Annotated in this window: 17 protein-coding genes; 11 read left to right on the forward strand and 6 right to left on the reverse strand. The window is 63.6% G+C overall.

The annotated features are described in order from the left end of the window. Window positions 1-68 precede the first annotated feature (68 nt). Complete coding sequence (locus AC1RQ5_RS17075) at window positions 69-812, forward strand: glycosyltransferase family 2 protein (RefSeq protein WP_398482949.1); 744 nt, start codon at window positions 69-71, stop codon at window positions 810-812. Beyond that, on the forward strand, window positions 813-1151 hold the full coding sequence (locus AC1RQ5_RS17080; protein WP_398482951.1) for a lipid-A-disaccharide synthase N-terminal domain-containing protein: 339 nt from the start codon (window positions 813-815) through the stop codon (window positions 1149-1151). Window positions 1152-1325: 174 nt separating this feature from the next. Here the strand turns inward: AC1RQ5_RS17080 and AC1RQ5_RS17085 are convergent, their stop codons facing one another. After that, on the reverse strand, window positions 1326-2330 hold the full coding sequence (locus AC1RQ5_RS17085) for a helix-turn-helix domain-containing protein (protein WP_493200511.1): 1005 nt from the start codon (window positions 2328-2330) through the stop codon (window positions 1326-1328). 450 nt (window positions 2331-2780) lie between these two features. Between AC1RQ5_RS17085 and AC1RQ5_RS17090 the strand changes: the two genes are divergently transcribed. After that, window positions 2781-5885, forward strand: coding sequence for an autotransporter domain-containing protein (locus tag AC1RQ5_RS17090; protein ID WP_493200512.1), 3105 nt, complete (start codon window positions 2781-2783; stop codon window positions 5883-5885). Between the two features lie 146 nt (window positions 5886-6031). Here AC1RQ5_RS17090 and metC read toward each other — a convergent pair whose 3' ends face one another. After that, window positions 6032-7225, reverse strand: a complete 1194-nt coding sequence (metC, locus tag AC1RQ5_RS17095) for a cystathionine beta-lyase (RefSeq protein ID WP_493200513.1) — start codon at window positions 7223-7225, stop codon at window positions 6032-6034. Between the two features lie 324 nt (window positions 7226-7549). Here metC and AC1RQ5_RS17100 point away from each other — a divergent pair, with 324 nt between their 5' ends. From AC1RQ5_RS17100 to AC1RQ5_RS17115, 4 genes are read left to right on the forward strand one after another with little or no spacing between them, the layout of a single operon-like run. Next, a complete protein-coding gene (locus AC1RQ5_RS17100; protein WP_493200515.1) occupies window positions 7550-8566 on the forward strand; it encodes an amino acid ABC transporter substrate-binding protein in 1017 nt (338 codons plus the stop codon). Between the two features lie 20 nt (window positions 8567-8586). After that, window positions 8587-9792 carry an amino acid ABC transporter permease gene (locus AC1RQ5_RS17105; RefSeq protein ID WP_493200518.1) on the forward strand — a complete coding sequence of 402 codons (1206 nt, stop codon included), beginning with the start codon at window positions 8587-8589 and terminating at the stop codon, window positions 9790-9792. Beyond that, the gene (locus AC1RQ5_RS17110) at window positions 9789-10922 is read left to right on the forward strand and encodes an amino acid ABC transporter permease (RefSeq protein ID WP_493200520.1); all 1134 of its coding nucleotides are present in this window, start codon (window positions 9789-9791) and stop codon (window positions 10920-10922) included. The genes AC1RQ5_RS17105 and AC1RQ5_RS17110 overlap by 4 nt, the downstream gene beginning before the upstream one ends. A gap of 2 nt (window positions 10923-10924) precedes the next feature. Next, window positions 10925-11665, forward strand: a complete 741-nt coding sequence (locus AC1RQ5_RS17115) for an amino acid ABC transporter ATP-binding protein (RefSeq protein WP_493200522.1) — start codon at window positions 10925-10927, stop codon at window positions 11663-11665. A gap of 128 nt (window positions 11666-11793) precedes the next feature. Here the strand turns inward: AC1RQ5_RS17115 and AC1RQ5_RS17120 are convergent, their stop codons facing one another. The 4 genes from AC1RQ5_RS17120 to AC1RQ5_RS17135 form a co-directional block, all read right to left on the reverse strand. Further along, a complete protein-coding gene (locus AC1RQ5_RS17120) occupies window positions 11794-12840 on the reverse strand; it encodes a cysteine synthase A (protein WP_493200524.1) in 1047 nt (348 codons plus the stop codon). Between the two features lie 108 nt (window positions 12841-12948). After that, window positions 12949-14193 (reverse strand): class I SAM-dependent methyltransferase, encoded by a 1245-nt coding sequence (locus AC1RQ5_RS17125; protein WP_493200526.1) that lies wholly within the window; start codon window positions 14191-14193, stop codon window positions 12949-12951. 43 nt (window positions 14194-14236) lie between these two features. Next, window positions 14237-15073, reverse strand: coding sequence for a DUF1365 domain-containing protein (locus AC1RQ5_RS17130; protein ID WP_493200527.1), 837 nt, complete (start codon window positions 15071-15073; stop codon window positions 14237-14239). A gap of 5 nt (window positions 15074-15078) precedes the next feature. Then, window positions 15079-16392 (reverse strand): NAD(P)/FAD-dependent oxidoreductase, encoded by a 1314-nt coding sequence (locus tag AC1RQ5_RS17135; protein WP_493200529.1) that lies wholly within the window; start codon window positions 16390-16392, stop codon window positions 15079-15081. A gap of 477 nt (window positions 16393-16869) precedes the next feature. On the opposite strand from AC1RQ5_RS17135, the gene AC1RQ5_RS17140 reads away from it, so the two are divergent. From AC1RQ5_RS17140 to AC1RQ5_RS17155, 4 genes are read left to right on the forward strand one after another with little or no spacing between them, the layout of a single operon-like run. After that, window positions 16870-18255 (forward strand): efflux transporter outer membrane subunit, encoded by a 1386-nt coding sequence (locus tag AC1RQ5_RS17140; RefSeq protein WP_398481664.1) that lies wholly within the window; start codon window positions 16870-16872, stop codon window positions 18253-18255. Next, window positions 18245-19636, forward strand: a complete 1392-nt coding sequence (locus AC1RQ5_RS17145) for an efflux RND transporter periplasmic adaptor subunit (RefSeq protein ID WP_493200531.1) — start codon at window positions 18245-18247, stop codon at window positions 19634-19636. The genes AC1RQ5_RS17140 and AC1RQ5_RS17145 overlap by 11 nt, the downstream gene beginning before the upstream one ends. 57 nt (window positions 19637-19693) lie before the next feature. After that, window positions 19694-22825, forward strand: coding sequence for an efflux RND transporter permease subunit (locus tag AC1RQ5_RS17150; protein ID WP_398481635.1), 3132 nt, complete (start codon window positions 19694-19696; stop codon window positions 22823-22825). Then, window positions 22825-25932, forward strand: a complete 3108-nt coding sequence (locus tag AC1RQ5_RS17155; protein ID WP_398481637.1) for an efflux RND transporter permease subunit — start codon at window positions 22825-22827, stop codon at window positions 25930-25932. Before AC1RQ5_RS17150 ends, AC1RQ5_RS17155 begins: the two co-directional genes overlap by 1 nt. The last annotated feature ends 29 nt before the right edge of the window (window positions 25933-25961 follow it).

Here is a 25961-nt window from a genome sequence, read left to right on the forward strand (position 1 = left end):
AAGCGGTCTTCGCGCGGCCGGTTGCGACAAGTTCCCGCAGCCAAGGCCCGCCAACCAAGAGCCCTGATTTGTCCGCTTCCGACACAGCTTCCATCGATGTCTCCATCGTCGTCCCCGTACGCAACGAGGAGGGCAATGTCGCGCCGCTGATCGCCGAGATCGCGGCAGCGCTGGACGGCCGCTGGGCTTACGAGATCATCTATGTCAACGACGGTTCGACGGACCGCACGCCGACATTGCTCGCCGAACTGATGCAGTCCCGCGGCAATCTGCGGCGCATCGATCATGCGGCCTCATCGGGCCAGTCGGCGGCCGTACGCACCGGCGTGCGCCACGCGCGCGGCGGCATCGTCGCGACGCTGGATGGCGACGGGCAGAACAATCCCGCTTTCCTGCCGAACCTGATTTCCGCGATTGCGGATGGCGGGGGACGCGTTGGCCTTGCAGCGGCGCAGCGTGTCGGCCGCAAGGATACCGGCTTCAAGAAGTTTCAGTCGCGCATCGCCAACAAGGTCCGCAATGCCGTGCTCAAGGACGGCACCCGCGACACCGGCTGCGGCTTGAAGGCATTCCGCCGCGATGTCTTCCTATCGCTGCCTTATTTCGATGGTCTGCATCGCTTCCTGCCGGCGCTGGTGCGCCGCGAGGGGTTTGAGATCGCCTATGTGGACGTCACCGACCGTCCGCGTCACTCCGGCGTGTCCAATTACGGCTTCTTCGACCGGCTGTGGGTCGGCCTGATGGATCTGGCCGGCGTGTGGTGGCTGATCCGCCGCAAGCGGACGACGCCGGTCGCAACCGAGTTCAAGTAAATGCTGATCAGCTACGGCCAGGCACTGGGCGACTATCTCTATGACGTGTTCGTCGCCAAATTCGATTTCTGGCTGGCATTCGGCCTGATCGCGCAACTGCTGTTCACGGCGCGGTTCGTGGTGCAGTGGATTTCGAGCGAGCGCGCCGGGCAGAGCGTCGTGCCGATGGCGTTCTGGTTCTTCTCCATCGCCGGCGGCATGATGACGCTGGTCTATGGCATCGCCAAGCGCGAGCCGGTGATCATTCTCGGCCAGGCTGCGGCCACGGTGATCTATGTCCGCAACATCATGCTGATCGTGAAGAATCGCGGCAAGGCGTCGAAGACGCTGTCGAACTAGCGCGTTTTTGGATTCAGACCACCACCGTCCTCATGGTGAGGAGCGCGCCCATTGGCGCGTCTCGAACCATGGCGTGTGTCGCCCATCCTTCGAGACGCCGCTGCGCGGCTCCTCAGGATGAGGGGGGAGTGAGTGGAGAGGGCGCTCCATCTCAAAATGAAAGCGCTCTGGTTGTCAGCCGCCCGACACCGTCATCCACCAGTGCTGCACGACTTCCGGACTGGTGAGCTGCACCGTCGATGACGCCTCGCGCTGGCTCTTGCGATAGGCGCTGGCGGTGACGCCGAAGCGGGCGCGAAAACTCCGGCTGAAATGCGCTTCGCTGCTGAAGCCGAGATCGGTGGCCAGTTTTGACAGCCGACGCGTTTCCAGGGGATCGCTGAGCGCGGCCTGCACGGCGAGCAGCCGGCGTTCCTGCACATGCTTCATGATGCCGCCGTGATCGGCGAACACGCGATACAGCGTGGCGCGCGAGATATCGAGCTGCTGTGCCAGCCATTCCGGCGTGAGATCAGGCGAAGCGAGATTGTCGCGGATGGTGGCTTCGGTGAGGGCCAGAATGGTCTCGTCCGCCTGCTTTTGCTGCTCGAGCTTGTCGTCCGGCGCGGCCGTCAGCAGGCGCTTCAGGAACACGACTGTGTCGGCGACGGTCGCCTCGACATCGGCCTCGGTGAGCTGCGCGCTGCGTTCCTGCAGTGAGCGGATATGCGCGGCGAGCAGGTCGTTGCGGAACGGATCGAGCCGCGGCTTCAGCTTGTCGAGCGGCGCGTCGCCGAGCAGCGCACGCGGGACAATGAGCGATATCGTCGAGGATGCAAAGGCGCGCGTATTCACGGGATGACCGAGGTCGATCATGGCGACCTTGCCGGGGCCGATCGTGGTCTGCTGCCCGGTGATCTCGCCGTTGAAGCCGCCCGTCAGATAGAGATGCAGCAGCAAATGATCGGGGGTCACCGCGATCCGCTCCGGCGTGCGGACAAAATCCTGCGCCGTAAATGCGACCTTGGCGATGATGATGCTGCCGATGATGACACCCGATGCCGAACCGGTCGGGATCTTCTTGCCGGGCCCGGCCGCACGCGGCTCGAACAGCGGCGCGAGCACGGCACTCCAGGTGGCGAAGGCTGTGGCCTCATCAAGGCCGGTTGTGACGTAGTAAAGACGGGGAAGCGGCGGCATGGCGGGTGAATGTGGTCTTGCGATCATCTTTGTCGGACATTCAGGCTCGCGTCCGCTCATCTATAACCATCATCCTAGCGAGGTTTGCTCGGGGCTACGACCACTACATTGGCCGCATAGCCGGAACGTCAGTTCGTGGTGAACGCACAGTGCAATGACGCGTGTCGTCACGACACAACGCGGTTCCGCATGTGTGGTTTCCGCCAGTGTGCTGGAACGTCGTCATGTCGCGGGGAACTGAGACGCCCGGACAAGGGAAACAGCAACCTCTGCGGTGCACAAGCCATCATTGCGCTGTTCGTTCGATTTCTCCCCATACTAGAACGGGTCGAAAGCAGAGCGGAATGGAGATCACTCCAGACGCTCAGAATAATGGGGACGATGCAGGCAGCCGGGCAGCTGCTTGCATCAGCGAATTGGCGAAGGGGACGTCTCGTGGGGGCTATCGGGATGCGTCGGGTTTCGACGCTGTTGATGTGCACGACTTTGTTGAGCAGTGCGTGGTTTCTCACGCCATCGCTCGCAGACCCCGCAATCAATCCTCAGACCTGGCCGCTCGATCTGATGAAGGCCGGAAAGGCCTATGAACGCGGGTTCACGGGCTCTGGCGTGACTGTGGCCGTCGGCGACAGCGGCTTCGATACCGGCCATCTGGCGCTGGTGAACAAGTTCAACACGGCGTTGGGCCGGAACTATCTGGTGCTGGATGGCACCACCTACAATGCATCGGAACTGGCACCGCAAAGCGGTGACAAATTCGACAGCCATGGCACCCATGTCGCAGGCATCATTGCGGCCGCCAAGATGGCGGGCATCGACATGCACGGCGTCGCCTATGACGCCAACCTGATTGCGATCCGGACAGTCATTGCCAACGACATATACAGCTATGCGCCCGGAATTAACGGCGACGCAGCGCCGCTGAACTATTTCGCCTCGCTGCGCGATGTCATGATCTACAATGCAAGCTATGGCCCGAGCAGACCCGAAGGCGCTCCGGCGCAGACGGTCTGGGCGAATACGATGCCCTTGAGCCAGGGCGAAATCGACGCCGTCGCGAATGTGTTGCGGAACGGCAAGATCATCGTGGCGGCGACCGGCAATGATCGCAGGTCGGATCCCATCGCCGGCAAGAACCCGAGCGGGATAGCGCTCTATCCCTATATTACGCCGGCACATAACAATACGGGCGTCTATGATTCCCGCGGTCAGAACCTGGATATGACCGGCTTTCAACAGCAGAGCGGCCAGATCATCAGCGTGATGTCGGTCGGCCCGACCAAGCTTGCGGCCTGGTATTCCCAGCTCTGCGGTGTCACCGCGAGCTGGTGCGTCGCTGCGCCGGGCGGCGACAATGAGAAGGGCGGACAGGTTCTTTCGACCATTCCCTATACGACCCTTTACAATTACGATCAGGGCACCTCGATGGCTGCGCCGGCCGCGTCCGGTGCATTGGCGGTGCTGGTCCAGGCTAACCCGACCTACAATGCGCAGGATCTTTCGCGCCTGCTGTTCTCCACCACCGAGGACCTCGGCGCGCCCGGCATCGATAAGGAGTTCGGCCACGGCCTCGTTCGGCTCGATCGTGCCACCGATGGGGTGACGACCCTGGCCGCCAACGCGACCAAGTCGGTTGCCGCCAACTCCACCGAATACTGGAGCAGGCCGCTGACCACGGACGGTTCATTCACCAAAGCCGGCGACGGTATCCTGACCATTTCCGGGCGGACGACTGCGAAAGGTGATGTGTTCGCACAGCTCGGCACGCTGGCCGTGGATGGCACGCTGTCGGTGCAGTCCGGCAGCAGCCTGAACGTGGCGCAGCCGGCGACATTGGCCGGCTTCGGCGTCGTGGCGGGCAACAGCACGATCGCAGGCACCTTGTCGCCGGGCAAGATGGCCAATTACGACGACCTCGTTGCCTATGGCTCGATCGCCGCCGGCACGGTGTTGCAAGGCAACTCGGTGGGATCGCTGACCTTCAACGGCAATGTCACGCTGACGGCAACGGCGACGACCCGCCTCGACATCGACGGCACGCTGATCGTGCCGGGCGGGCCGGGCACCTATGACAAGATCTTCGTGTCCGGCGCTGGCAACGTGTTCTACGCCGCCGGCGCGCTCACCCCCGTATTGCGTGGCAGCGTCGGCACTGTCAGCAGCTACACGCCGGCCCTCGGCGTTCAGTTTGCAATCGTGCAGGCACAGAATGGTGCGACCACCGCCGGCAGCTTCTCATCGCTGCTGCAGCCGACGGCGGGACTGCCGACCAATGGTCGCTTCGACCTGATTTACAGCACGACGGCGCTCACACTGGCGGTGACGCCATCGAGCTTTGCAGCGCTTGCCAGCACCGACAATCTCGGTACCAGCCAGAGATCCATGGCAGCGCTGCTTGACAGCAAGCGCCCTGCGGCAGGCGTCTTGCCGACCGCCTCCGAAAAGGCGCTGTACGACGCCCTCTACAAGCTCAACGCCGAGCCGCTCTTCGACAAGGCCCTGGCGCAGCTGGGCGGTCCCGGCCAGCCGGCCGTCGCGGGTGCGTCGTTGCAGGCCTTTGCCGGCTTCCTCGGGGCCATCGGCGATCGTCAGGATGCGCTCGCGTTTGGCAGCGACGCCGGCCAGAACGGCACAGCGCAGAATTTCGCGCTGTCCTATGCCGGGCGCAACACCATGACCGCGGAAGCGAATGCGGCCATGAATGCCTTCGCCAGCGTCACGCCGACACAGCGTGTGCAGGACGGCTGGGCCATGTGGGGCCAGGGTTTTGGCCGTACCAGCCGCGTTGGCGACAGTGGCGATCTGTCCGGCTCGAAGGCCACCAGCGCCGGCTTCACCCTCGGTGCCGACCGCTGGTTCTCAAACAACCTGATCGCCGGCGGTGCGTTCGGTTACGCACGCACCACGGCGACCAGCACGGACATGCAGGGCAATTCGGACACCTATGCCGGTGCGGCCTATGCGAGCTGGACGCCGGGCGCGGCCGTGTTCGATGTCCGTATTGCCGCCGGCCCGAGCCAGATGTCGACGACGCGCCAGATCATTCTGGCGTCGAACGGGCTGCAGGGCAGTGCGAACGGCATCGGCGTCGGCACCTCGTTCGAAGCCGGCTACCGCTTTGCGATCGCGCCGGACGTGATCCTCAAGCCCTATGCCGGCATCAACTGGCAGGGTTTTCGTCGCGACGGCTATAGCGAAACCCCGATTGGTATCGGCCTCGCTTATGGCGCGCAGACCTACGACAAGCTGATGACGACGGCCGGCGCCGCGGTGAGCGCGAAGCTGCGCACCACCGACGGCACCACGCTGGTGCCGGAACTGAAGCTCGGCTGGGGCTACGATCTGCGCGACACCACGCTGACCAGCCAGGCCGCGCTGCTCGACCAATCCTTCCTCGTCACGGCCGCAGCACCCGGCCGCAATGCGGCGCTGGTGGGGGCAAAACTGTCGGGCTGGCGGACCGAGATGTTCCGCCTGTTCGGCGCCTATAACGGCGAATATCGCAGCAATGCCACGAGCCATCAGCTCTCGGCTGGCGCTCGGTTTAACTGGTGAGGGTGGGCACGCTGCGCTTTGCCCACCCTGCAGAATGGCGCCAGCGATGATCGGTAGGATGGGTTGAGCGAAGCGAAAACCCATCACCACCTGCGTTTGCGGTGATGGGTATCGCTCCGGCGCGAGGCGCCTGCGCTCAACCCATCCTACGAAGCAGCCTTCAGCGCAGCAAATCCGCGCTCCAGATCGGCCTTGAGATCGTCGAGACTCTCGAGGCCGATATGCAGGCGCAGCGCGGGGCCGCCGGGCGCCCACTTGGTCGCCGTGCGGTAGTCGCTGCAATCGAACGGGATGATCAGGCTCTCGAAGCCGCCCCATGAATAGCCCATGCCGAACAGCTTGACGGTGTCGAGCAGCGCATCGACGGCCTTTTGCGATACCGGCTTGAGCACGATGCTGAACAGGCCTGAGGCGCCGGTGAAATCGCGCTTCCAGATGGCATGGCCGGGATGGTCGGGCAGCGCAGGGTGCAGCACGTTCAGCACTTCTGGCCGCGCCTGCAGCCATTGCGCCATCTCCAGTCCCGCACGCTGATGATGGGCGAGGCGCACCGACATGGTGCGCAGCCCGCGCAGCGCCAGGAAGACATCGTCCGGCCCGGCGCAAGTGCCGAGCAGCTTGATGCCTTCGCTGATCTTCGGCCATGCGGCGTCATTGGCCGAGATGGTGCCGAACATGATGTCAGAATGGCCGCCGATATACTTTGTCGCGGCCTGGATGCTGATATCGACGCCGTGCTCGAGCGAGCGATGATACAGCGGCGTGGCCCAGGTGTTGTCGTCGATCACCAGCGCGCCGTGCTTGTGCGCGATGCCGGCGATGACGGGCACATCGGGCATCTCGAAGGATTGCGAGCCCGGCGCCTCGACCATCACGGCACGGGTGTTGGGCTTCATCAGGGCTTCGATGCCGGCACCGATCAGGGGATCGAAATAGGCGGTTTCGATGCCGTAGCGCGCCAGCATGCCGTTGCAGAAATTGCGGGTCGGGCGATAGGCGCTGTCGGAAACAAGCAAATGATCGCCGGCCTGCAGCACCGACAGCAGCGTCGTCGAGATCGCGGCGAGGCCTGACGGGACGAGGCCGACGCCGGCGCAGCGCGGGCCTTCCAGCGCCATGAGCGCTTGCTGCAGCGCCTTGGTCGTCGGCGTGCCGTGGCGGCCATATTGATATTCGCCGCGATGCGCGTGCAGGTCGTCGGCGGTCGGATACAGCACCGTGGAGCCACGCACCGTGGGCGGGTTCACAAAACCCCATTGGCCGGCGGTGTCGCGGCCGGCATTGACGATCACCGTATCTGGATCGAGCGAGGTGGTGCCGTGATTGTTGGATGATGCCATCGGATACGCCTGCCGGGTCTGGTGTTTTGCCGCAGGAGATCGCCGTCCGCCGGGCTATCTGCTGCACCGCCACTAAGCCGATACGGCCGGTTCCGCGTCAACCCCTTGACCTGACTGGCAGATCGTCATCGTCTGCAGTAATGGCCGCATGATCCGGCCACGATTCGCAAAACTGGATTTGATCTGAGCTGCCGCGGACCGGCCTTTTCGCCCGGCGTGTGGACCGCTATGGAACTGATCGAACGGTTCGGCATTCAGTTCTTTGTACGTCGCTATGCCGATCGCTGGTCGGATTGCTCCGACGCCCTCGGGAAAGGCTCCTCCATGAAATCCGCGATTCTGACGCTCACCCTCGCAATTGCAGCCGGCTGGTCGGCGCAGGGTGCGTCGGCGCAAACACTGAAGACCGTGAAGGAACGCGGCGTGCTTTCCTGCGGTGTGACGCAGGGTCTGCCAGGCTTCTCGGCGCCGGACGATCGCGGCAACTGGGCCGGCCTGGATGTGGATCTGTGCCGCGGTATTGCGGCTGCGATCTTCAACGATGCCACCAAGGTCAAATATGTGCCGCTGTCGGCCAAGGATCGCTTCACGGCGTTGCAGTCCGGCGAGATCGATGTGCTGTCGCGCAACACGACATGGACGCTGTCGCGCGACACCTCGCTGGGCGTGAACTTTGCCGGCATCAACTACTATGACGGCCAGGGTTTCATGGTCCGCAAGTCGCTGAAGGTGAATTCGGCGCTCGAACTCGCGGGCGCGTCTGTGTGCCTGCAGACCGGTACCACCAATGAGCAGAACCTCGCCGACTTCTTCAAGGGCAACAACATGAAGTATGAGGTGGTCGCATTCTCGACCGCTGATGAAGTTGTGAAGGCCTATGAGTCCGGGCGTTGCGACGCATTCACCGCCGATATCTCGCAGCTCTACGCCGAGCGCCTGAAACTGACGACGCCGGCCGAGCACGAGGTGTTGCCGCAGGTGATTTCCAAGGAGCCGCTCGGACCGCTGGTGCGCCATGGCGACGACCAATGGCTCGACGTGGTGCGCTGGGTGCTGTTTGCGCAGGTGAATGCGGAAGAGCTGGGGATCACCCAGAAAAACGTCGATGACCAGGCCAAATCCGACAAGCCCGAGCTGAAGCGCATCTTCGGCACCGATGGCAGTCTCGGCGAACAGCTCGGTCTCACCAAGGACTGGTTTCACCGCATTATCAAAGCGACCGGCAATTACGGTGAAAGCTTTGATCGCAATGTCGGGCCGGGCTCCAAGCTCGGCATCGCGCGCGGCCTGAACCAGCTCTGGAACAAGGGCGGCATCATGTTTGCCCCGCCGATCCGCTGAACGCGAACGACCGGGGATCGATGACAGGCGAAGCCAGACGACCGCCGTTGCAACTCGGCGCAAAACTGCGCCGCGCGCTCGGCGGGCAGGCCGGCTGGAGCGGATTTGCGCTGCAGGTCGTGCTCGTGGTGGTGCTGGCCTGGGTCGCGCATGAGATCATCGATAATGCGCGCGAGAATCTGGCCACGCAGAAGATCGCATCCGGCTTCGGTTTTCTCTGGAGCACCGCGGGATTCGGCGTCAGCCAGACGCTGATCCCGTATACGGAGTCGGACACCTATCTGCGCGTGATGCTGGTCGGCCTGACCAACACGCTGGCGGTCTCCATCGTCGGCATCTTCTTTGCGACGATCATCGGCTTCGTGGTCGGGCTCGGGCGGCTGTCGCCCAACTGGCTGCTGGCGCGCATCGCCGGCGCCTATGTGGAGCTGATCCGCAACCTGCCGCTGCTGTTCCAGATCCTGTTCTGGTATCTCGCGGTGCTGGCGGCGCTGCCGCAGCCGCGCCAGAGCATCAATCTGTTCGACAGCGTGTTTCTCAGCAATCGCGGTTTCGGCATGCCGAAACCGATCGGCACCGAGGCACTGCTGCCGTTTCTGATCGCCATCGCTCTTGCCGTGGTGTTGTCGATCGTGCTGCGCGCGATTGCACGACGGACGCTGTTTGCGACCGGCCGGCAATTGACGATCTGGCCGATGGTCATCGCCGCACTGATCGGGCTGCCCGTTCTCGCGGTTTTCATCTTCGGCGCGCCCTGGACCTGGGAATATCCGGTGCTGCGCGGCTTCAATTTCAATGGCGGCATGCGTGTCGTCCCGGAATTTGCAGCCCTCGCCATTGCGCTCTCGACCTATAGCGGCGCCTTCATTGCCGAGATCGTGCGGGCTGGCGTGCAGTCGGTGCAGAAAGGACAGGCCGAAGCCGGCGCGTCGCTGGGCCTCAAACGCAGCGAGGTGATGCGGCTGATCGTGGTGCCGCAGGCCATGCGTGTGATCCTGCCGCCGCTGACCAATCAGTATCTCAATCTCACCAAGAACTCGTCGCTGGCCGTGGCCATCGGCTATCCCGATCTCGTCTCGGTGTTTGCCGGCACGGCGCTGAGCCAGACCGGGCAGGCGATCGAGATCGTGGCCATCACCATGGCGATCTATCTGGTGATCTCGCTGATCACCAGCGCGCTCATGACCGCCTATGGCTGGCGGACCTCGCGGAGCATGGGCGCATGAGCAAGACCGCCTATGTCGCGAAGGACATGATCGCGCCCCGCACCGCACCGGTGAGCACCACGGGTGTGCTCGGATTCGTGCGCACGCGGCTGCTGAACTCGCCGACCAATATCCTGCTCACCATCGCCTGCATCCTGCTGCTGTGGTTCACGATCATCCCGACCGTGCAGTTTCTGTTCGTCGATGCGGTGTGGCAGGGCACCGATCGCAATGCCTGTTTGCCTGAAAGCGTGGGGCGCCCCGTCGGCGCATGCTGGCCGTTCATCCAGGCCAAGCTGTCGCAATTCGTCTATGGCTTTTATCCAGAGGCCGAACGCTGGCGGGTGGATCTGACATTCGGCATCGGCATCCTGCTGCTCGCACCGCTGCTGATCCCGACACTGCCTGCAAAAGCCCTCAATGCGGCGCTGTTCTTCCTCGCATTTCCCGTCGTCGCCTTCTTCCTGCTGCATGGCGGCTACGGACTGGATATCGTGCCGACCCGCCTATGGGGCGGCATGCTGGTGACGCTGGTGGTCGCCATCACCGGCATCGTCGCCTCCATGCCGATCGGCATTGCGCTGGCGCTGGGGCGGCGGTCGAGCATTCCGCTGATCCGGTTCGGCTCCATCGCCTTCATCGAATTCTGGCGCGGCGTGCCGCTGATCACCGTGCTGTTCTTCGCCACCTATATGCTGCCGCTGTTCCTGCCCGGCAATTTTACGGTCGATGGGCTCGTGCGCGTGCTGATCGGTGTGGCGCTGTTTGCCGGCGCCTATAACGCCGAGGTGATCCGCGGCGGCCTGCAGGCGATCCCGCGCGGGCAGGCGGAGGCGGCGAATGCACTTGGCCTGTCCTGGTGGCGGACGACGCGACTGGTGGTGCTGCCGCAGGCGCTGCGCCATGTCATTCCCGGCCTCGTCAACAGTTTCATCGCGCTGTTGAAGGACACCTCTCTGGTGTCGATCGTGGCGCTGTTCGATCTGCTCGGGCAGTTGCGCGCGGCCTTTGCCGATCCCGCCTGGTCGTCGCCATCAACGCTGTTCACCGGCTTCGCCTTCACAGGCATCATCTATTTCGTGCTGTGCTTCGGCATGTCGCGCTATTCGCTGTTCGTCGAGCACCGGCTCAACGCGCATCGACGGAGTTAAGCATGAGCCTCAATCCGATCGTCGGCATTGCCGGCCTGAACAAGTGGTTCGGCGAGTTTCATGTCTTGCGCGATATCGATCTCGCAGTCGGCAGCGGCGAGCGCATCGTCATTTGCGGTCCGTCGGGCTCCGGCAAATCGACGCTGATCCGCTGCATCAATGCGCTGGAGGAGTTTCAGGAAGGCCGCATTACGGTCGATGGCATCGAACTCGGTCCCAATCTGCGCCGCGTCGATGACATCCGTCGCGAAGTCGGCATGGTGTTTCAGAGCTTCAATCTGTTTCCGCATCTCACCGTGCTGGAGAACTGCACGCTGGCGCCGATCTTCGTGCGGCACATGCCGAAGAAAGATGCTGAAGCGGCTGCGATGAAATTTCTCGAACGCGTGCGCATTCCGGACAAGGCGCGTTCATATCCGGGCCAACTCTCCGGCGGTCAGCAGCAGCGCGTCGCGATTGCGCGGGCGCTGACGATGAATCCGAAGGTGATGCTGTTCGATGAGCCGACGTCAGCGCTCGATCCAGAGATGGTGAAAGAGGTGCTCGACACCATGGTGGACCTCGCCGAGGAGGGCATGACCATGCTGGTGGTGACCCACGAAATGGGCTTTGCGCGTCAGGTGGCGGACCGCATCGTGTTCATGGATTACGGGCAGATCATCGAGGTGAACAAACCGGATGTGTTTTTCGATCATCCGAAGCACGAACGGACGAAACTGTTCTTGGGACAGATCTTGCGGTGACACTCTGCCCCTCATGTGAGGAGGCGCGAAGCGCCGTCTCGAACCATGAGCTGGCCTGGCTCCCGAGTTTGCGGCCATCCTTCGAGACGCCGCTGCGCGGCTCCTCAGGATGAAGGTGGAGGAGGTGGCTAGACCTTCTCGAACGGCACCTGGATATCGCTCTTGCGTTCCAGCCATTCCGGCACCGGCAGATTCTTGCTGCGCATGAAGGCCGGGTTGAACAGCTTTGACTGATAGCGTCCGCCTGAGTCGCACAGGATCGTCACGATGGTCTTGCCGGGGCCGAGTTTCTTGGCGAGGCGGATGGCGCCGGCGATGTTGACGCCGCTCGAGCCGCCGAGGCATAGGCCTTCGTGCTCGGCGAGATCGTAAATCACGGCTACGGCTTCCTCATCGGAAATCAGGAACGCATCATCGACGGTGCGCTTGGCCTGCTGCGCGATGGGCGTAACGCGGCCGAGGCCGATGCCTTCGGTGATCGAGCCGCCCGGTGATGCCGTGGCTTCGCCGGTCCGGAAGTATTCATACATCGCCGCGCCATGCGGATCGGCACAGCCGATCACGACGCCCTTGTTCTTTTCCTTGAGATAGGTGCTGGTGCCGGCAAGGGTGCCGCCGCTGCCCACCGCGCAGATAAAGCCATCGATTTTGCCATCGGTCTGCTGCCAGATCTCCGGGCCCGTCGACTCGTAATGCGCCTTGGCATTGTCGAGATTATTCCACTGGTCGCCGAACAGCACGCCATTCGGTTCGGTCTTGCGCAACTGGTCCGCGAGCCGCTTGCCGATGTGCTGGAACTGGTTCGGATTTGAATAAGGGACGACCGGCACCTCGATCAGCTCGGCGCCGGCGAGCTTGAGCATGTCTTTCTTTTCCTGGCTCTGGGAGTCAGGGATGACGATGATGGTGCGATAGCCACGCGCGCTCGCCACGACCGCAAGGCCGATGCCGGTATTGCCAGCCGTGGACTCGACCACCAAGCCGCCCGGCTTCAGATCGCCGCGCTTCTCGGCTTCCAAAATCATCCATTTGCCGGCGCGGTCCTTCACCGACTGGCCTGGATTCATGAATTCCGCTTTGCCGAGAATGGTGCAGCCGGTGAGTTCGGAGGCACGCTTCAGCTTGATCAGGGGCGTGTTGCCGATGGCCGCGACGACGTCTTTGTTGAAAATCATGATCCTGCAATTCTCGGCACGGTTGACGATGCTGCGCTCAACCTAGTGAACGCAGCGTGGCCATACAAGGGAAGCGCGGACAGGACAGAGGGCCGCCGTATGGGCGCCTCATTTCGCTTTTGCGAACACGACTTGGCGGACGTCGATATTCCCCGACATGAAACCGGCCTCGCAATAGGCCAGGTAGTATTCCCACAGCCGGCGGAAGCGATCATCGAAGCCGAGCGGCGTCAGGCCCGGCCATGCGGCGCGGAAATTATCTCTCCACATCGCCAGCGTCCTGGCATAATCGAGCCCGAAAATGCGCTCGCGGATGACAGGCACACTGAAGCGCTCGCCGAGCGACTTTAGAATTTCCGGCGTCGGCAGCATGCCGCCCGGAAACACATAGCGCTGGATGAAATCGACTTCGCTGCGATAGGACTGGAAGAACTTGTCCTGGATCGTGATGGCCTGAATGCCGGCCAGGCCGCCGGGCAGCAGGCGATCCCTGATCTGGGTGAAATAGCGCGGCCAGAATTGCTCGCCGACAGCCTCGATCATCTCGATCGACACGATGCGATCATAAAGCCCGCGCTCATCCCGATAGTCCTGGAATCGGATTTCGACCTTGTCGCTGAGGCCGGCATCCGCGATCCGCTTGCGGGCAAAGTCGCGCTGCTCGGTGCTGATGGTCAGGCCGACCACCTGCGCGTCGTAATGCTTGGCTGCATATTCCGCAAAGCCACCCCAGCCGCAGCCGATCTCCAGCACCTTCTGACCGGGCTTGAGATCGATGGCTTCGGCGAGCCTGCGATATTTGTTGTGCTGGGCGGCGGTGAGGTCCTGCGTGCCGTCCTCGAAGATGGCCGAGGAATAGGTCATGCTCGGATCGAGCCAGGCCGAATAGAACGCATTGCCGATATCGTAATGGGCAAAGATGTTCTTGCGCGCCTGCCGCTTGGTGTTGCGGTTGAACCAGTGGCGCACCACCTGCACCAGCCGCATCACCGGATTGTTGCCGAGCATCGACTGGATCAGGTCGTGATTGACGCAGAACAGATAGAGGAACTGGGTCAGGTCGGGCGTATCCCAGTCGCCATGCAGATAGGCTTCGGCAATGCCGATATCGCCGCCATTGATGAGGCGCTTGGCAAAGGCGTAACTATGCACCGTCATTTCGGCAGCCGGGCCGGGCTCCCGGCCGCCGAGTCGATAGCGCCGCCCATTGGGGAGCGTCACATCCAGCGTGCCGCGGGTGAGGTGGGCGCCGAAGCCAAGCGCCATCCGGACGATCCTGGGCAGATCCGCCAGGATGCGGCCGGCATTTTCCGGAGTAACGCTCTCCGGCGCGTTGAAGGTGAGATCAGACATATGCATCCGCCGTCATGATTTGCGTTGTGCGTCGCGAGAACGCTCAGCGTGCTGATGACTTTGCGGAAATATAAGCGCGGCTTTGTTCACTCGCCAAGCCGGTATTTGCTGCAGGCGCCTTCGGGCGAGGCACAAGTCGCGCACCTTTGATCCACAGCCGCAGTGCCTCCCAATGGATCGCTGCCATGATCTTGAAGGTCACGAGCGGCAGGCCGACGAACGAGCGCAGCAGCGCGCGTGACGTGAGCGCCTTGCGCCGGCCGTGGAAGGTCGCAGCCAGCAACGGACCTTCGCTGTCGGTTTCGAGAATGCGCAGCTTCACCTCGTCGGCTGGCGGCGAGACGCGAAAATGATAGCGCATCGCCTTCTCGATGAAGGGGGAGACATAGAACAGCTTGTCCTGCACCTGGCGGATGCCGGCATCGGTCTGCTCGCCATCCGCGATCGGCAGCACGTAAGAGTGGATGTCGCCAAAGGTGTTGCGCACTTCGTAGATGATCAGCGCGAGCGTGCCATCCGCATGATGGCAGAAATACACCGAGAGTGGATTGAAGGTGTAGCCGAACAGGCGCGGATAGCAGAGCAGCTCGACGCGGCCACCGGTGAGATCGATGCCATGCGCCGCCGCGCAGCGTTGTGCATAGGCGCGCAGCGAGGAGCCATCGCGCTCACCATGATCTTTCTCATGGAAGCTGTAGAGAGCTGCACGGTTGACGCCGAACAGGCGTGATGTGCGGTCCGCATCGTCGAGCCGGTCGAGGTCGATCAACAGGCTCATGACGCGATAGGTGAAGCGATGGCCCATGGGTTTCAGGCGCGCATGCATGACGTCGCCGAAATACAGCGCCGCCGGTGCCGTCGTCTTGGTGACCTCGCTCACGTCAGTTACTCCGCAGCTTCCGCCAATTCCGCCGGCGGCTCGCGCCAGGGCACGGTTGCGCCAAGCGCTTCGGCAACAGCGAGGCCGGAGCGCAGGCCGTCCTCGTGAAAGCCGTAGCCGGTCCAGGCGCCGCAAAACCAGGTGTGGCGCTGGCCCTGGATGACGCCGAGCCGCTTCTGGGCCGCAAAAGCCTCGGCGTCATATTGTGGATGTTCGCACAGATAACGCCCGAATGTGAGATCCGGGTCCGGCGCGAAGGGCGGGTTGAGGCTGACGAAAAGCGGCTTGTCCTCAGGCATGCCCTGCAGCTGGTTCATCCAGTAGGTCACCGCGACATCGTTCACATGACTGCCTTCGCGTTTCCAGCGCAGGAAATTCCACGACGCCCAGGCGTTGCGGCGCTTCGGCATCAACCGGGGATCGCGATGCAGATAGACGATGTTGGGTCCATAGCCGATATCGCCGAGCACAGCGGTCTCGTCCGGGCTGGGATCGGACAGCAGCGCCAGCGCCTGGTCGCTATGGGTGGCGACGACGACGTGATCATAGAGTTCGTGATGGCCGAGGCTGTCATGCACCATGACGCCATGCGTACCGCGCTCGATGGAGGTCACTGCACAGCCGAGCCGCAGGTGATCGCCGAAAGCGGCCGTCAGTTTCTCCACATAACGCTTGCTGCCGCCTTTCACCGTTCGCCAGATCGGTCGGTCATATTGCAGCAGGCGATGATTGCTGAAGAAGGCGATGAAGTTTTCAGCCGGGAAGTCGAGGATCTGATCTGCGGGGGCCGACCAGATCGCGGCGCCCATCGGGGCGAGGTAGTCGGTGAGGAGGCGCGGGGCGAATTTGCGCCAGCGGAAATAGTCGCCAAGCGTCATGTCGGCGAGCAGGCCGGCGTCACGATCCTTTACGCTCTGCTCGTTGAAGGTCAGGATGTCGCGCAGCATCCACAGATAGGACGGCGAGAACGCATTGCGCTTCTGCGCGAACAGGCCGCGCGCCGTATCCGCCCAGCTGTCGCCGCCGCCCTTCCATTCGAACCGCCCGGCATCGGCGCTGACGGCGAAGCTCATGCAGCTGTCCACTGTCTCGACGCCGAGATGGGCGAACAGCGCCGTCAGATCGGGATAATTGAGCTCGTTATAGACGATGAAGCCGATATCGACGGCGATCGGCGTGCCGTCATAATCGATGGTGACGGTGTGGCTGTGGCCGCCGGGGCGCAATTCGCGATCATAGACCGTCACGGGATAGCGCTGCGACAATGCCCATGCCGCGGCATTGCCGGCTATTCCCGTTCCAATCACTGCGATGCGCATTCAAAAAGTCCCCTTGGGCGGTCAAATGATAGGGAAGCTACGGTAGGAATCGTCTCCGGGTTTCACCGGCGGAACGGGAAAGAGGAGGGGAGATTGGCGGCAGCAATGTCGGGACACATGAAATCTTCGTAAGGCAGTTGTGGCCGATATCGTCGGCGGAAATCCGATAGGTCAGAATAACGCGATAAAATCAGAGAAACTGTGCAAATGAGAGCGCTGGATACGACCCAACGCCCGAGCAAGCTTGCACGTTCCGACACGGAAGAACACTGTCCGCGACATGTTCGGGCGGCTACAATGGCCGCTCGTTTCATTGTCTTCGCATCACCCGGTGAACGTGTCGCAGTCAGTCGCCTCTTCCGTCTGGAATACCTGCATTTCGCGGGAATGCCGGCCTGTGGCCGCCGGGTGGCGGCAGTGAGCGCTTCGCTATCGCGAATCACCGGTCGCGCTCTCGCGGCATTTGCCGTGGCCGCCATGTCGGGCGGTTGCATGCTGACCTCCGATATTCCGAACCCGGCGCTGGATATTCCGCCCGCTTACCAGGAAGCCCGCACCGCCAGGCCCGATGCTGCGACGCCGTCGCTGGACTGGTGGCGTGGCTTCCGTTCCGCCGAGCTGACCCAGTTGATGGAGGAGGCGCAGACCGTCAACCTGGACATCGCCGCCGCCGTCGCGCGAATCAGGCAGGCGGATGCGCAGTCCCGGATCACGGGCGCGGCCCTGTTGCCGACGCTCAGTGCTGGCGGGCAAGAGACCTATTCGCGGACATCGGGATCGAGTGCCAGCGGGTTGTCGATCAGCGGCCGCGAAGTAACGAATTTCTCCGCCTCGTTGTCGGCGAGCTATCAGCTCGATTTCTGGGGCAAGAACCGCGATGCCGCGCTGGCCGCTGAGGAAACCGCGAATGCCAGCCGGTTCGACCGTGAGACCGTGGCGCTGACAACGCTGGCGGCAGTCGCCAATGCCTATTTCCAGGTGCTCACCTCGCAGGACCGCATCCGCACTGCCGAGCGCAACATCGCCAGCGCCCAGCGCATCCTCGATGCCATCAAGCAGCGCTTCAGCGCGGGCACAGGCAACGAACTCGATGTCGCCCAGCAGGAAAGCGTCCTCGCCAATCAGCGCGCTGCCGTGCCAACGTTGCGGACAACGCTGGCGCAGAACGCCAATGCGCTGGCGACCCTGGTGTCGCGTCCGCCGGAAAGCGTCCGCGTGGCCGGCGGCTCGCTCAACAATATTGCCGCGCCAAAAGTGACGCCGGGCATTCCGTCGGATCTGCTGACCCAGCGGCCGGACATCCGTCGCCAGGAGTCGCGGCTGGCCTCGGCCACCGCCAATGTCGGCAGCGCCCGCGCGCAGTTCTTCCCGACCATCTCGCTGACCGGATCGGGCGGCTATCAGAGCTCGGCGCTGGTGGCGCTGTTCAATCCGAACGCGGCCTTTTTCAGTCTGGTCGGCGGCCTGACCCAGCCGATCTTCGATGGCGGCGTCATCAAGGGCAATTTCGAGCTGACCCAGGCGCAGCAGGACGAGTTGCTGCAGACCTATCGCAAGACGGTCGTCTCTGCCTTTGCCGACGTGGATAATGCGCTGGTGGCGATCCGTCAGACCACCGAACGGCTCCGGTTGCAGCGCGAGGTGGTTCGCGCTTCTAGGCGGGCCTTCGAGCTGTCCGAGCAGCAATTGCGCGCCGGAACCGCTGACATCGTAACTGTGCTAAACACCCAGCTGACGCTGTTCCAGGCCGAGGACACCCTGTCCCAGGCGCAACTGGCGCGGCTGCAGGCCTTTGTCAGCCTGTATCAGGCGCTGGGGGGCGGCTGGGAACCGAAAATGGAAAGACCGGTCAATGCTCTTTAAGCCGGATATGAAAGCCGCGAGCGACGGCGTGACCAAGGTGGCCGGCAAGGCGCGCCGCCGCACGGTCTCGATCGCCGTGACGCTGCTGATCCTGGGCGGCCTCGGCTATATCGGCTGGCGCGCGATGCAGACGCAGCAGGGCGGCGGCGATCAGCGCCGTGGCGGCTTCCGCCCTGACATGATGACGGTCCCGGTGCTGGCGGCAACGCCCGAGATCAAGGACGTGCCGGTCTATCTCGACGGTGTCGGTGCCGTGCGCGCGCTGAACAATGTCACCGTGCGCGCGCAGGTCGATGGCAAGCTGATCAAGGTCAATTTCAAGGAAGGCCAGGACGTCAAGGCCGGCGACGTGCTCGGCGAGATCGATCCTGTGCTGTTCAAGGCGCTGTATGATCAGGCCGTCGCCAAGAAGGCCCAGGACGAGGCGACGCTCGCCAATGCCCGGCTCGACCTGATCCGCTACGAGCAACTGGCGCAATCCAATGCCGGCTCCAAGCAGCAGGCCGATACCCAGCGCTCGCTGGTGGCGCAGCAGGAAGCGCTGGTGAAGTCCGATCAGGCCGCCATCGACAATGCAGGCGCGACGCTGAGCTATACCAAGATCATCGCGCCGTTGTCCGGCCGCGCCGGCCTGCGTCAGGTCGATCAGGGCAACATCATCCGCTCGTCGGATACGACCGGCCTTGTGGTGATCACGCAGCTGCAGCCGATCGCGGTGCTGTTCAGCCTGCCGCAGCAGCAGATCACGCGCGCCAATGCCGCCGCTGCCAAGGGTACGCTGTCCGTGGATGTGTTCGGCAATGACGGGGTGACGGTGATCGACACCGGCACGCTCACCGGCATCGATAATCAGGTCGACCAGACCACCGGCACTGTGAAGGTGAAGGCCGAATTCCCCAATCCGACCTATCAGCTGTGGCCCGGCCAGTTCGTCAATGTCCGCCTCAAGGTCGAGACGTTGAAGGACGCCATGGTGGTGCCGACCTCGGCCGTACAACGTGGCCCGGCCGGCACGTTCAGTTATGTGATCGGCGAGGGCGACATCGCCAAGGCGGTGCCGATCACGGTGACGCAGCAGAACGAAACCACGGCTGTTATCGCCAAAGGGCTGTCGGCCACTGACCGCGTGGTCACCACCGGTTTTGCCAATCTGTCCGATGGCGCCAAGGTCAGCGTCGGCACCAATACCGGCGAGCCCGCGGCCGATCTGGCGCCGCGCAGCAAGCGTGGCGGCAGCAAGGGCGGCGATGCCGGCGAGCGCCGCGGCAAGCGCGGCGAAGGGCAGCAACGCGGTTCTGACGGCAATCCCTCCGCGCCCATGGGCCAGACGCCGCCGGCGGCCGGTTCCGGCAGCGCGCCACAGGGAGCGAAACAGCCATGATCGCCGACACCTTGGATCGTCGCGCCTGATGGCGCGGATAGCAGCGAGCGCACAGCCATGAGCGTCTCCGAACCCTTCATCCGCCGGCCTGTCGCGACATCCCTGATCGGGGTGGCGCTGCTGATCGGCGGCATGCTCGGCTATTTCTCGCTGCCGATCTCGGCACTGCCGCAGGTCGATTTCCCGACCGTGCAGGTCTCGACGCAGCTTCCGGGGGCGAGCCCCGAGGTCACGGCGTCGCTGATCACGGCGCCGCTGGAACGCCAGCTCGGCCAGATCCCGTCACTGGTGTCGATGACCTCGACCAGCTCCTACGGCGTCAGCCAGATCTCGCTGCAATTCGATCTCAACCGCGACATTGACGGCGCCACGCAGGACGTGCAGGCCGCCATCAATGCGGCGGCCGGCGTGTTGCCGCGCAACCTGCCTTATCCGCCGGTCTACAACAAAGTGAACCCGGCCGACGCGCCCGTCATGACGCTGGCGCTGACGTCGGACACCATCGCGCTGCGTGCGATGAGCGACCTGTCCGACACGCTGTTGTCGCAGCGCCTCAGCCAGATCACCGGCGTCGGCAAGGTCGGCGTGCTCGGCGGCCTGAAGCCCGCGGTGCGCGTCCAGGCCGATCTCGCCCGGCTCGCTGCCTATGGCATCTCGATGGAAGACCTGCGCACCGCAATTGCCGGCGCCAATGTCTCCGGGCCCAAGGGCTCCCTCGACGGACCGCAACAGGCCTATACGATCGCCGCCAACGACCAGATCGCCGTGGCTGACGCCTATAAGCCCATCATCATCGCCTATCGCAATGGTTCGCCAGTCACCATCGGCGATGTCGCGCAGATCGTCGATGGGCTCGAGAATGACCGCACGGGCGGCTGGTACCAGGGCACACCCGCCGTCATCATCGAAATCCAGCGGCAGCCCGGCGCCAATGTGATCGAGGTCGTTCGCCAGATCCGCGAGGAAATCCCCAAGGTCCAGCGCCTGATGCCGGCCGGCGTCAAGCTGACCATCGTCAGCGACCGCACCGTGACGATCCGCGCCTCCGTGCATGATGTGCAGTTTACCCTGGTGCTGGCCGTCATCCTCGTGACGCTGGTGGTGCTGCTGTTCCTGCGCTCGCTGCGCGCCACGCTGATTGCCGGCGTCGCCTTGCCGCTGTCGCTGATCACGTCTTTCGGCGTGATGTATTTCGCCGGCTTCAGCCTCGACAATCTCTCGCTGATGGCGCTGACCATCGGCACCGGCTTTGTCGTGGACGATGCCATCGTCATGATCGAGAACATCGTCCGCCATATGGAGGAGGGCGAGAGCCCGATGGACGCGGCGCTGAAAGGTGCCAGCGAAATCGGCTTCACCGTGATCTCGCTGACGGTGTCGCTGATTGCCGTGTTCATCCCGCTGCTGTTCATGTCCGGCCTTGTCGGCCGCATGTTCCGGGAATTCGCGCTGACCCTGACAATTGCGGTGGTGATGTCCGCTGTGGTGTCGCTCACGCTGACGCCGATGATGTGTTCGCGGCTTCTGAAGAACATGCACGACGAATGGCAGGTGCCCGGCCTCGCCACGATCAGCCGCGGCATCGATGCCATGGTGGCGTTCTATCACCGCACGCTGCTGTGGGTGATGAAGCATCAGCCGGCGACGCTGGTGGTGACCTTCATCACCATCGCTGCCACGCTCGGACTGTATGTGATCGCGCCGAAAGGCTTCCTGCCATTGCAGGATACGGCCTCCATCACCGCGGTGACGGAAGCGGGGCCGGATGTGTCCTTTGCCGAGATGCAGAACCGGCAGAACGCCGTGGCTGCGATCATTCAGGTCGATCCGGACGTGGTTGGCGTGATCTCGGTGATCGGTGGCGGTTCGGTCAATCCGACCACCAATGTCGGCCGCATGGTGATGACGCTGAAGCCGCTCGGCGAGCGCAAGGACAATATCGTCAAGGTCATCGCACGGCTGAAGGAGCGCGTGGCCGACGTGCCAGGCATGACCGTTTATTTCCAGCCGGTGCAGGACATCCAGATCAGCACCGCGTCCAGCCGCTCGCAATATCAGTATACGCTGACCGGCACGGACGCCAACGAAGTCACCGCGTGGTCGCAGCGCCTGGTCAAGGAGTTGCGCAGCGATCCGATGTTCCGCGACGTGTCCTCGGAAGCCGCGACCGGCGGGTTGCGTGCCTCGCTCGATATCGACCGTCAGCGGGCAGGGCAGCTCGGTATCAGCCTGCAATCGATCAACGACACGCTGAACGATGCCTTCGCGCAGCGCCAGATTTCGACCATCTACGGCCAGTCGAACCAGTATCGCGTCGTGCTCGAGGCATTGCCGTCGCAGCAGCGTGATCCGGAAGTTCTGTCGAAGCTCTATCTGCCCGGCGCCAGCAACGGGACCACCAATGCGCAGGTGCCGCTGTCGGCTGTCGCCACCCTGACGCGGACGACGGCGCCACTGGCGATCTCGCATCAGGCCCAGTTCCCGGCGATCTCGCTGAGCTTCAACCTCGCGCCGAACGAGGCCCTTGGTGATGCCGTCGAGGAAGTGAAGAAGATCGAGACGCGGATCGGCATGCCGACCAGCATTGTCGGCGGATTCTCGGGCGATGCCGCTGAATTCTCCAAGTCGCTGGCAGGCCAGCCCTGGCTGATCCTCGCTGCGATCGTCACGATCTATATCGTGCTCGGCGTGCTTTATGAGAGCTACATCCACCCGATCACCATTCTGTCGACGCTGCCATCCGCCGGCGTCGGCGCCATTCTCGCGCTGATGCTGTGCGGGGAAGACCTGTCGGTGATCGGCTTGATCGGCATCATTCTGTTGATGGGCATCGTCAAGAAGAACGCCATCATGATGATCGACTTCGCCCTCGACGCCGAGCGCGAGCGTGGCATGGCGCCGGAGGCGGCGATCATCGAAGCCTGTCTGCTGCGCTTCCGCCCGATCATGATGACCACGCTGGCGGCGCTGTTCGGTGCCTTGCCGCTGGCGCTGGAGAGCGGCACCGGCTCCGAGCTGCGCTTTCCGCTCGGCGTTTCCATCATTGGCGGCCTGATCGTGAGCCAGGTGCTGACGCTCTATACGACGCCGGTGATCTATCTCGCGCTTGACCGCATCAGCTGGCGTTTTGCGCGGCGCACGCCCGCCGCGCGCAATCCGGGTGCGGCCGGGGCAGGAGGGCCGCCCTAGTGGCGATCTCGATCTCCGAGCCCTTCATCCGCCGGCCGGTCGGCACCACGCTGCTGGCGCTCGGCCTGTGCCTGATCGGTCTCGTGGCCTATCGCTTCCTGCCGGTGGCATCGACGCCGAATGTCGATTTTCCCATGATCATGGTGGCAGCATCGCGCCCCGGCGCAGATCCCGCCATCATGGCATCGACCGTCGCGGCACCTCTGGAACGCCGGCTCGGGATCATTGCGGGGCTCGAACAGATCACCTCGACGAGTTCGCTCGGCTCGACCCGCATCATGATGCAATTCGCCATCAGCCGCGACGCCGACCGTGCGGCGCGTGACGTGCAGGCGGCGATCAATGCCGCGGCCGCCGACCTGCCGACCGACCTGCCGTCGCAGCCGACCTTCCGCAAGGCCAATCCGTCCGCCACGCCGGTCTTCATTCTCGCGCTGACCTCGAAGACGATGTCGGCCTCCGCGATCTATGACGTCGCCGACACCGTGCTCGTCCAGCGGCTGTCCCAGGTGCCCGGCGTCGGCGAAGTGACGGCCAGCGGCGCCGACCAGCCGGCCGTGCGGATCCAGCTCAATCCGGTCGCGCTGTCCAATGCCGGCATCTCGACCGAGGATGTCCGCACCGCCATCGTCAATGCCAATCCGCTCGGCCCCGTCGGCATCTTCCAGGGATCACGCCAGAGCGAGACGCTGTCGATCAATCCGCAGATGCGCACCGCGGACGAGTTTCGCGAGATCATCATCAAGAGCGACAACGGCAACTATCTGCGCCTGTCCGACGTCGCCGATGTTCAGGATGCCACGCGCAACAATCGCCAGGCCGCGTTTTTCAACAAGCAGCCGGCGGTGCTGATCCAGATCACCAAGCAGGGCAATGCCAATGTCATCGACACCGTCGATCGCGTGAAGGCGCTGATCCCGGATCTCAAGCAGTGGATCCCCGCCGGCATCGACGTCTCGGTGCTCAACGATCGCACCGGCACCATCCGCGCCTCCGTCGAGGACATGGAGTGGACACTGCTCGCCACGGCATTCCTGGTGATGGCCGTGGTGTTCCTGTTCGTCCGCCGTGGCGTGCCGACCATTGCCGCCGGCGTATCGGTGCCGCTCGCGATCGCCGGCACGCTGGGCGGCATGTGGCTGGTCGGTTTCTCGATCAACAATCTGTCGCTGATGGCGCTGGCGATCTCCGTCGGCTTCGTCGTCGATGACGCCATCGTCATGATCGAGAACATGTACCGCAACCTGGAAGCCGGCATGACGCCGATGCAGGCGGCGAGTGAGGGCGCCCGCCAGATCGGCTTCACCGTCGTCTCCATCAGCCTGTCGCTGATCGCGGCCTTCATTCCGCTGCTGTTCATGGATGGCCTTGTCGGCCGCCTGCTGCGCGAATTCTCGCTGACCCTGACCTTCTCCATCGTGGTCTCGACCATCGTCTCGCTCACCGTGACGCCGATGATCTGCGCGCAATATATCCGCGCCGGCCACGCGCTGCGCCAGACGCGCTTCGATCGCATTGTCGAAGGCGCGCTGTCGCGCATCATCGCCGCCTATGAGCGGACGCTGCATGTGGTGCTGGAATTCCCGTTTCTCACGCTGCTGGTGTTCTTCGCGACCATCGCGCTGACCATGGTGCTCTACGTCAAGACGCCGAAGGGATTCTTCCCGGATGATGACAGCGGCTTCGTGATCGGCTCCACGCGCGCCTCCGCCGATGTCTCGTTCCAGGCGATGCTGCCGCTGCAGCAGCAGGTGATGGATATCGTGCTGGCCGATCCCGCCGTGCGCAGCGTCGGTTCATCGCTCGGCGGCTCCGGCGGACCGGGCGGCGGCGGCGCCAATCGCGGCACCATGTTCATTGCGCTCAAACCACCGGCTGAGCGCGACGGCGCGACGACGGATGACGTCATCAATCGCCTGCGGCCCAAGCTCAGCGCGCTGCCGGGCATCCGCCTGTTCATGTTCGCCGCGCAGGACCTGCGGGCAGGCGGGCGACAGAGCGACTCCAACTACCAATACACGCTGACCTCCAGCAATCTCGAACTCCTGCAGAAATGGGCGCCGCTGGTATCGAAACGGCTGGAAACCGTTCCGGGCGTCACCGACGTCTCCAGCGATCGCGATCCCGGCGGCCTGCAATTGACGCTGAAGATCGACCGCAAGCTCGCCTCCAGCCTCGGCGTCGATGTGGCCGACATCGACAGCGCGCTCAACAACGCCTTCTCGCAGCGGCAGATCTCGACCATCTATACCCAGCGCAACCAGTACAAGGTGGTGCTGGAGACTGGCCGCCAATTCCAGAACGACCCCGCCGATCTCGACCGCATCTATGTGCCCGGCACGGGTGGCGCGCAGGTGCCGCTCTCGGCCATCGTCAAGGTGACCCGCACGCTGTCGCCGCTTGCGGTCTATCACTCGCAGTCGATGCCATCGACCACGGTGTCGTTCAACCTGATGCCGGGCGTACAGCTGGATTCCGTGACCGGCGCGGTGCAGCGCGCTGTCGATGAACTGCACATGCCCGAAGGCATCCGCGGCGGCTTCGACGGCAGTGCCGGCGACTTCCAGAAGACGGCCAACCGCCAGGTTCTGCTGATCCTCGGTGCGCTCATCACCATGTATATCGTGCTCGGCGTGCTCTATGAGAGCTTGGTGCACCCGCTGACGATCATCTCCACGCTGCCGCCGGCGGGGCTTGGCGCCTTGCTGGCGCTGCAGATCACCAACACGCCGCTGACGGTGATCGCCTTCATCGGCATCATCCTGCTGATCGGGATCGTCAAGAAGAACGGCATCATGCTCGTCGATTTTGCCCTCGACGCCGAGCGGCATCGCGGCCTGACGCCGGCCGATGCCATTTTCGAGGCCTGCCGCGCGCGGTTTCGCCCGATCCTGATGACCTCGCTGGCCGCCGCCTTCGCCGCGATCCCGCTGGTGATCGCCACCGGTCCCGGCACCGAGATGCGGCGTCCGCTGGGCATCACCATCATCGGCGGCCTGTTCGTGTCGCAGATCCTGACGCTCTACACGACCCCCGTGATCTATCTGCTGATCGACCGGCTGCGAAACAGGTACCGGCCACAGCCGCATCCGGTACCGGCTGAGTAGCCGATGGTTGAAGCCGGGGCGTCCGCGGC

The organism is Tardiphaga sp. GW821-FHT12E02 (assembly GCF_058807155.1).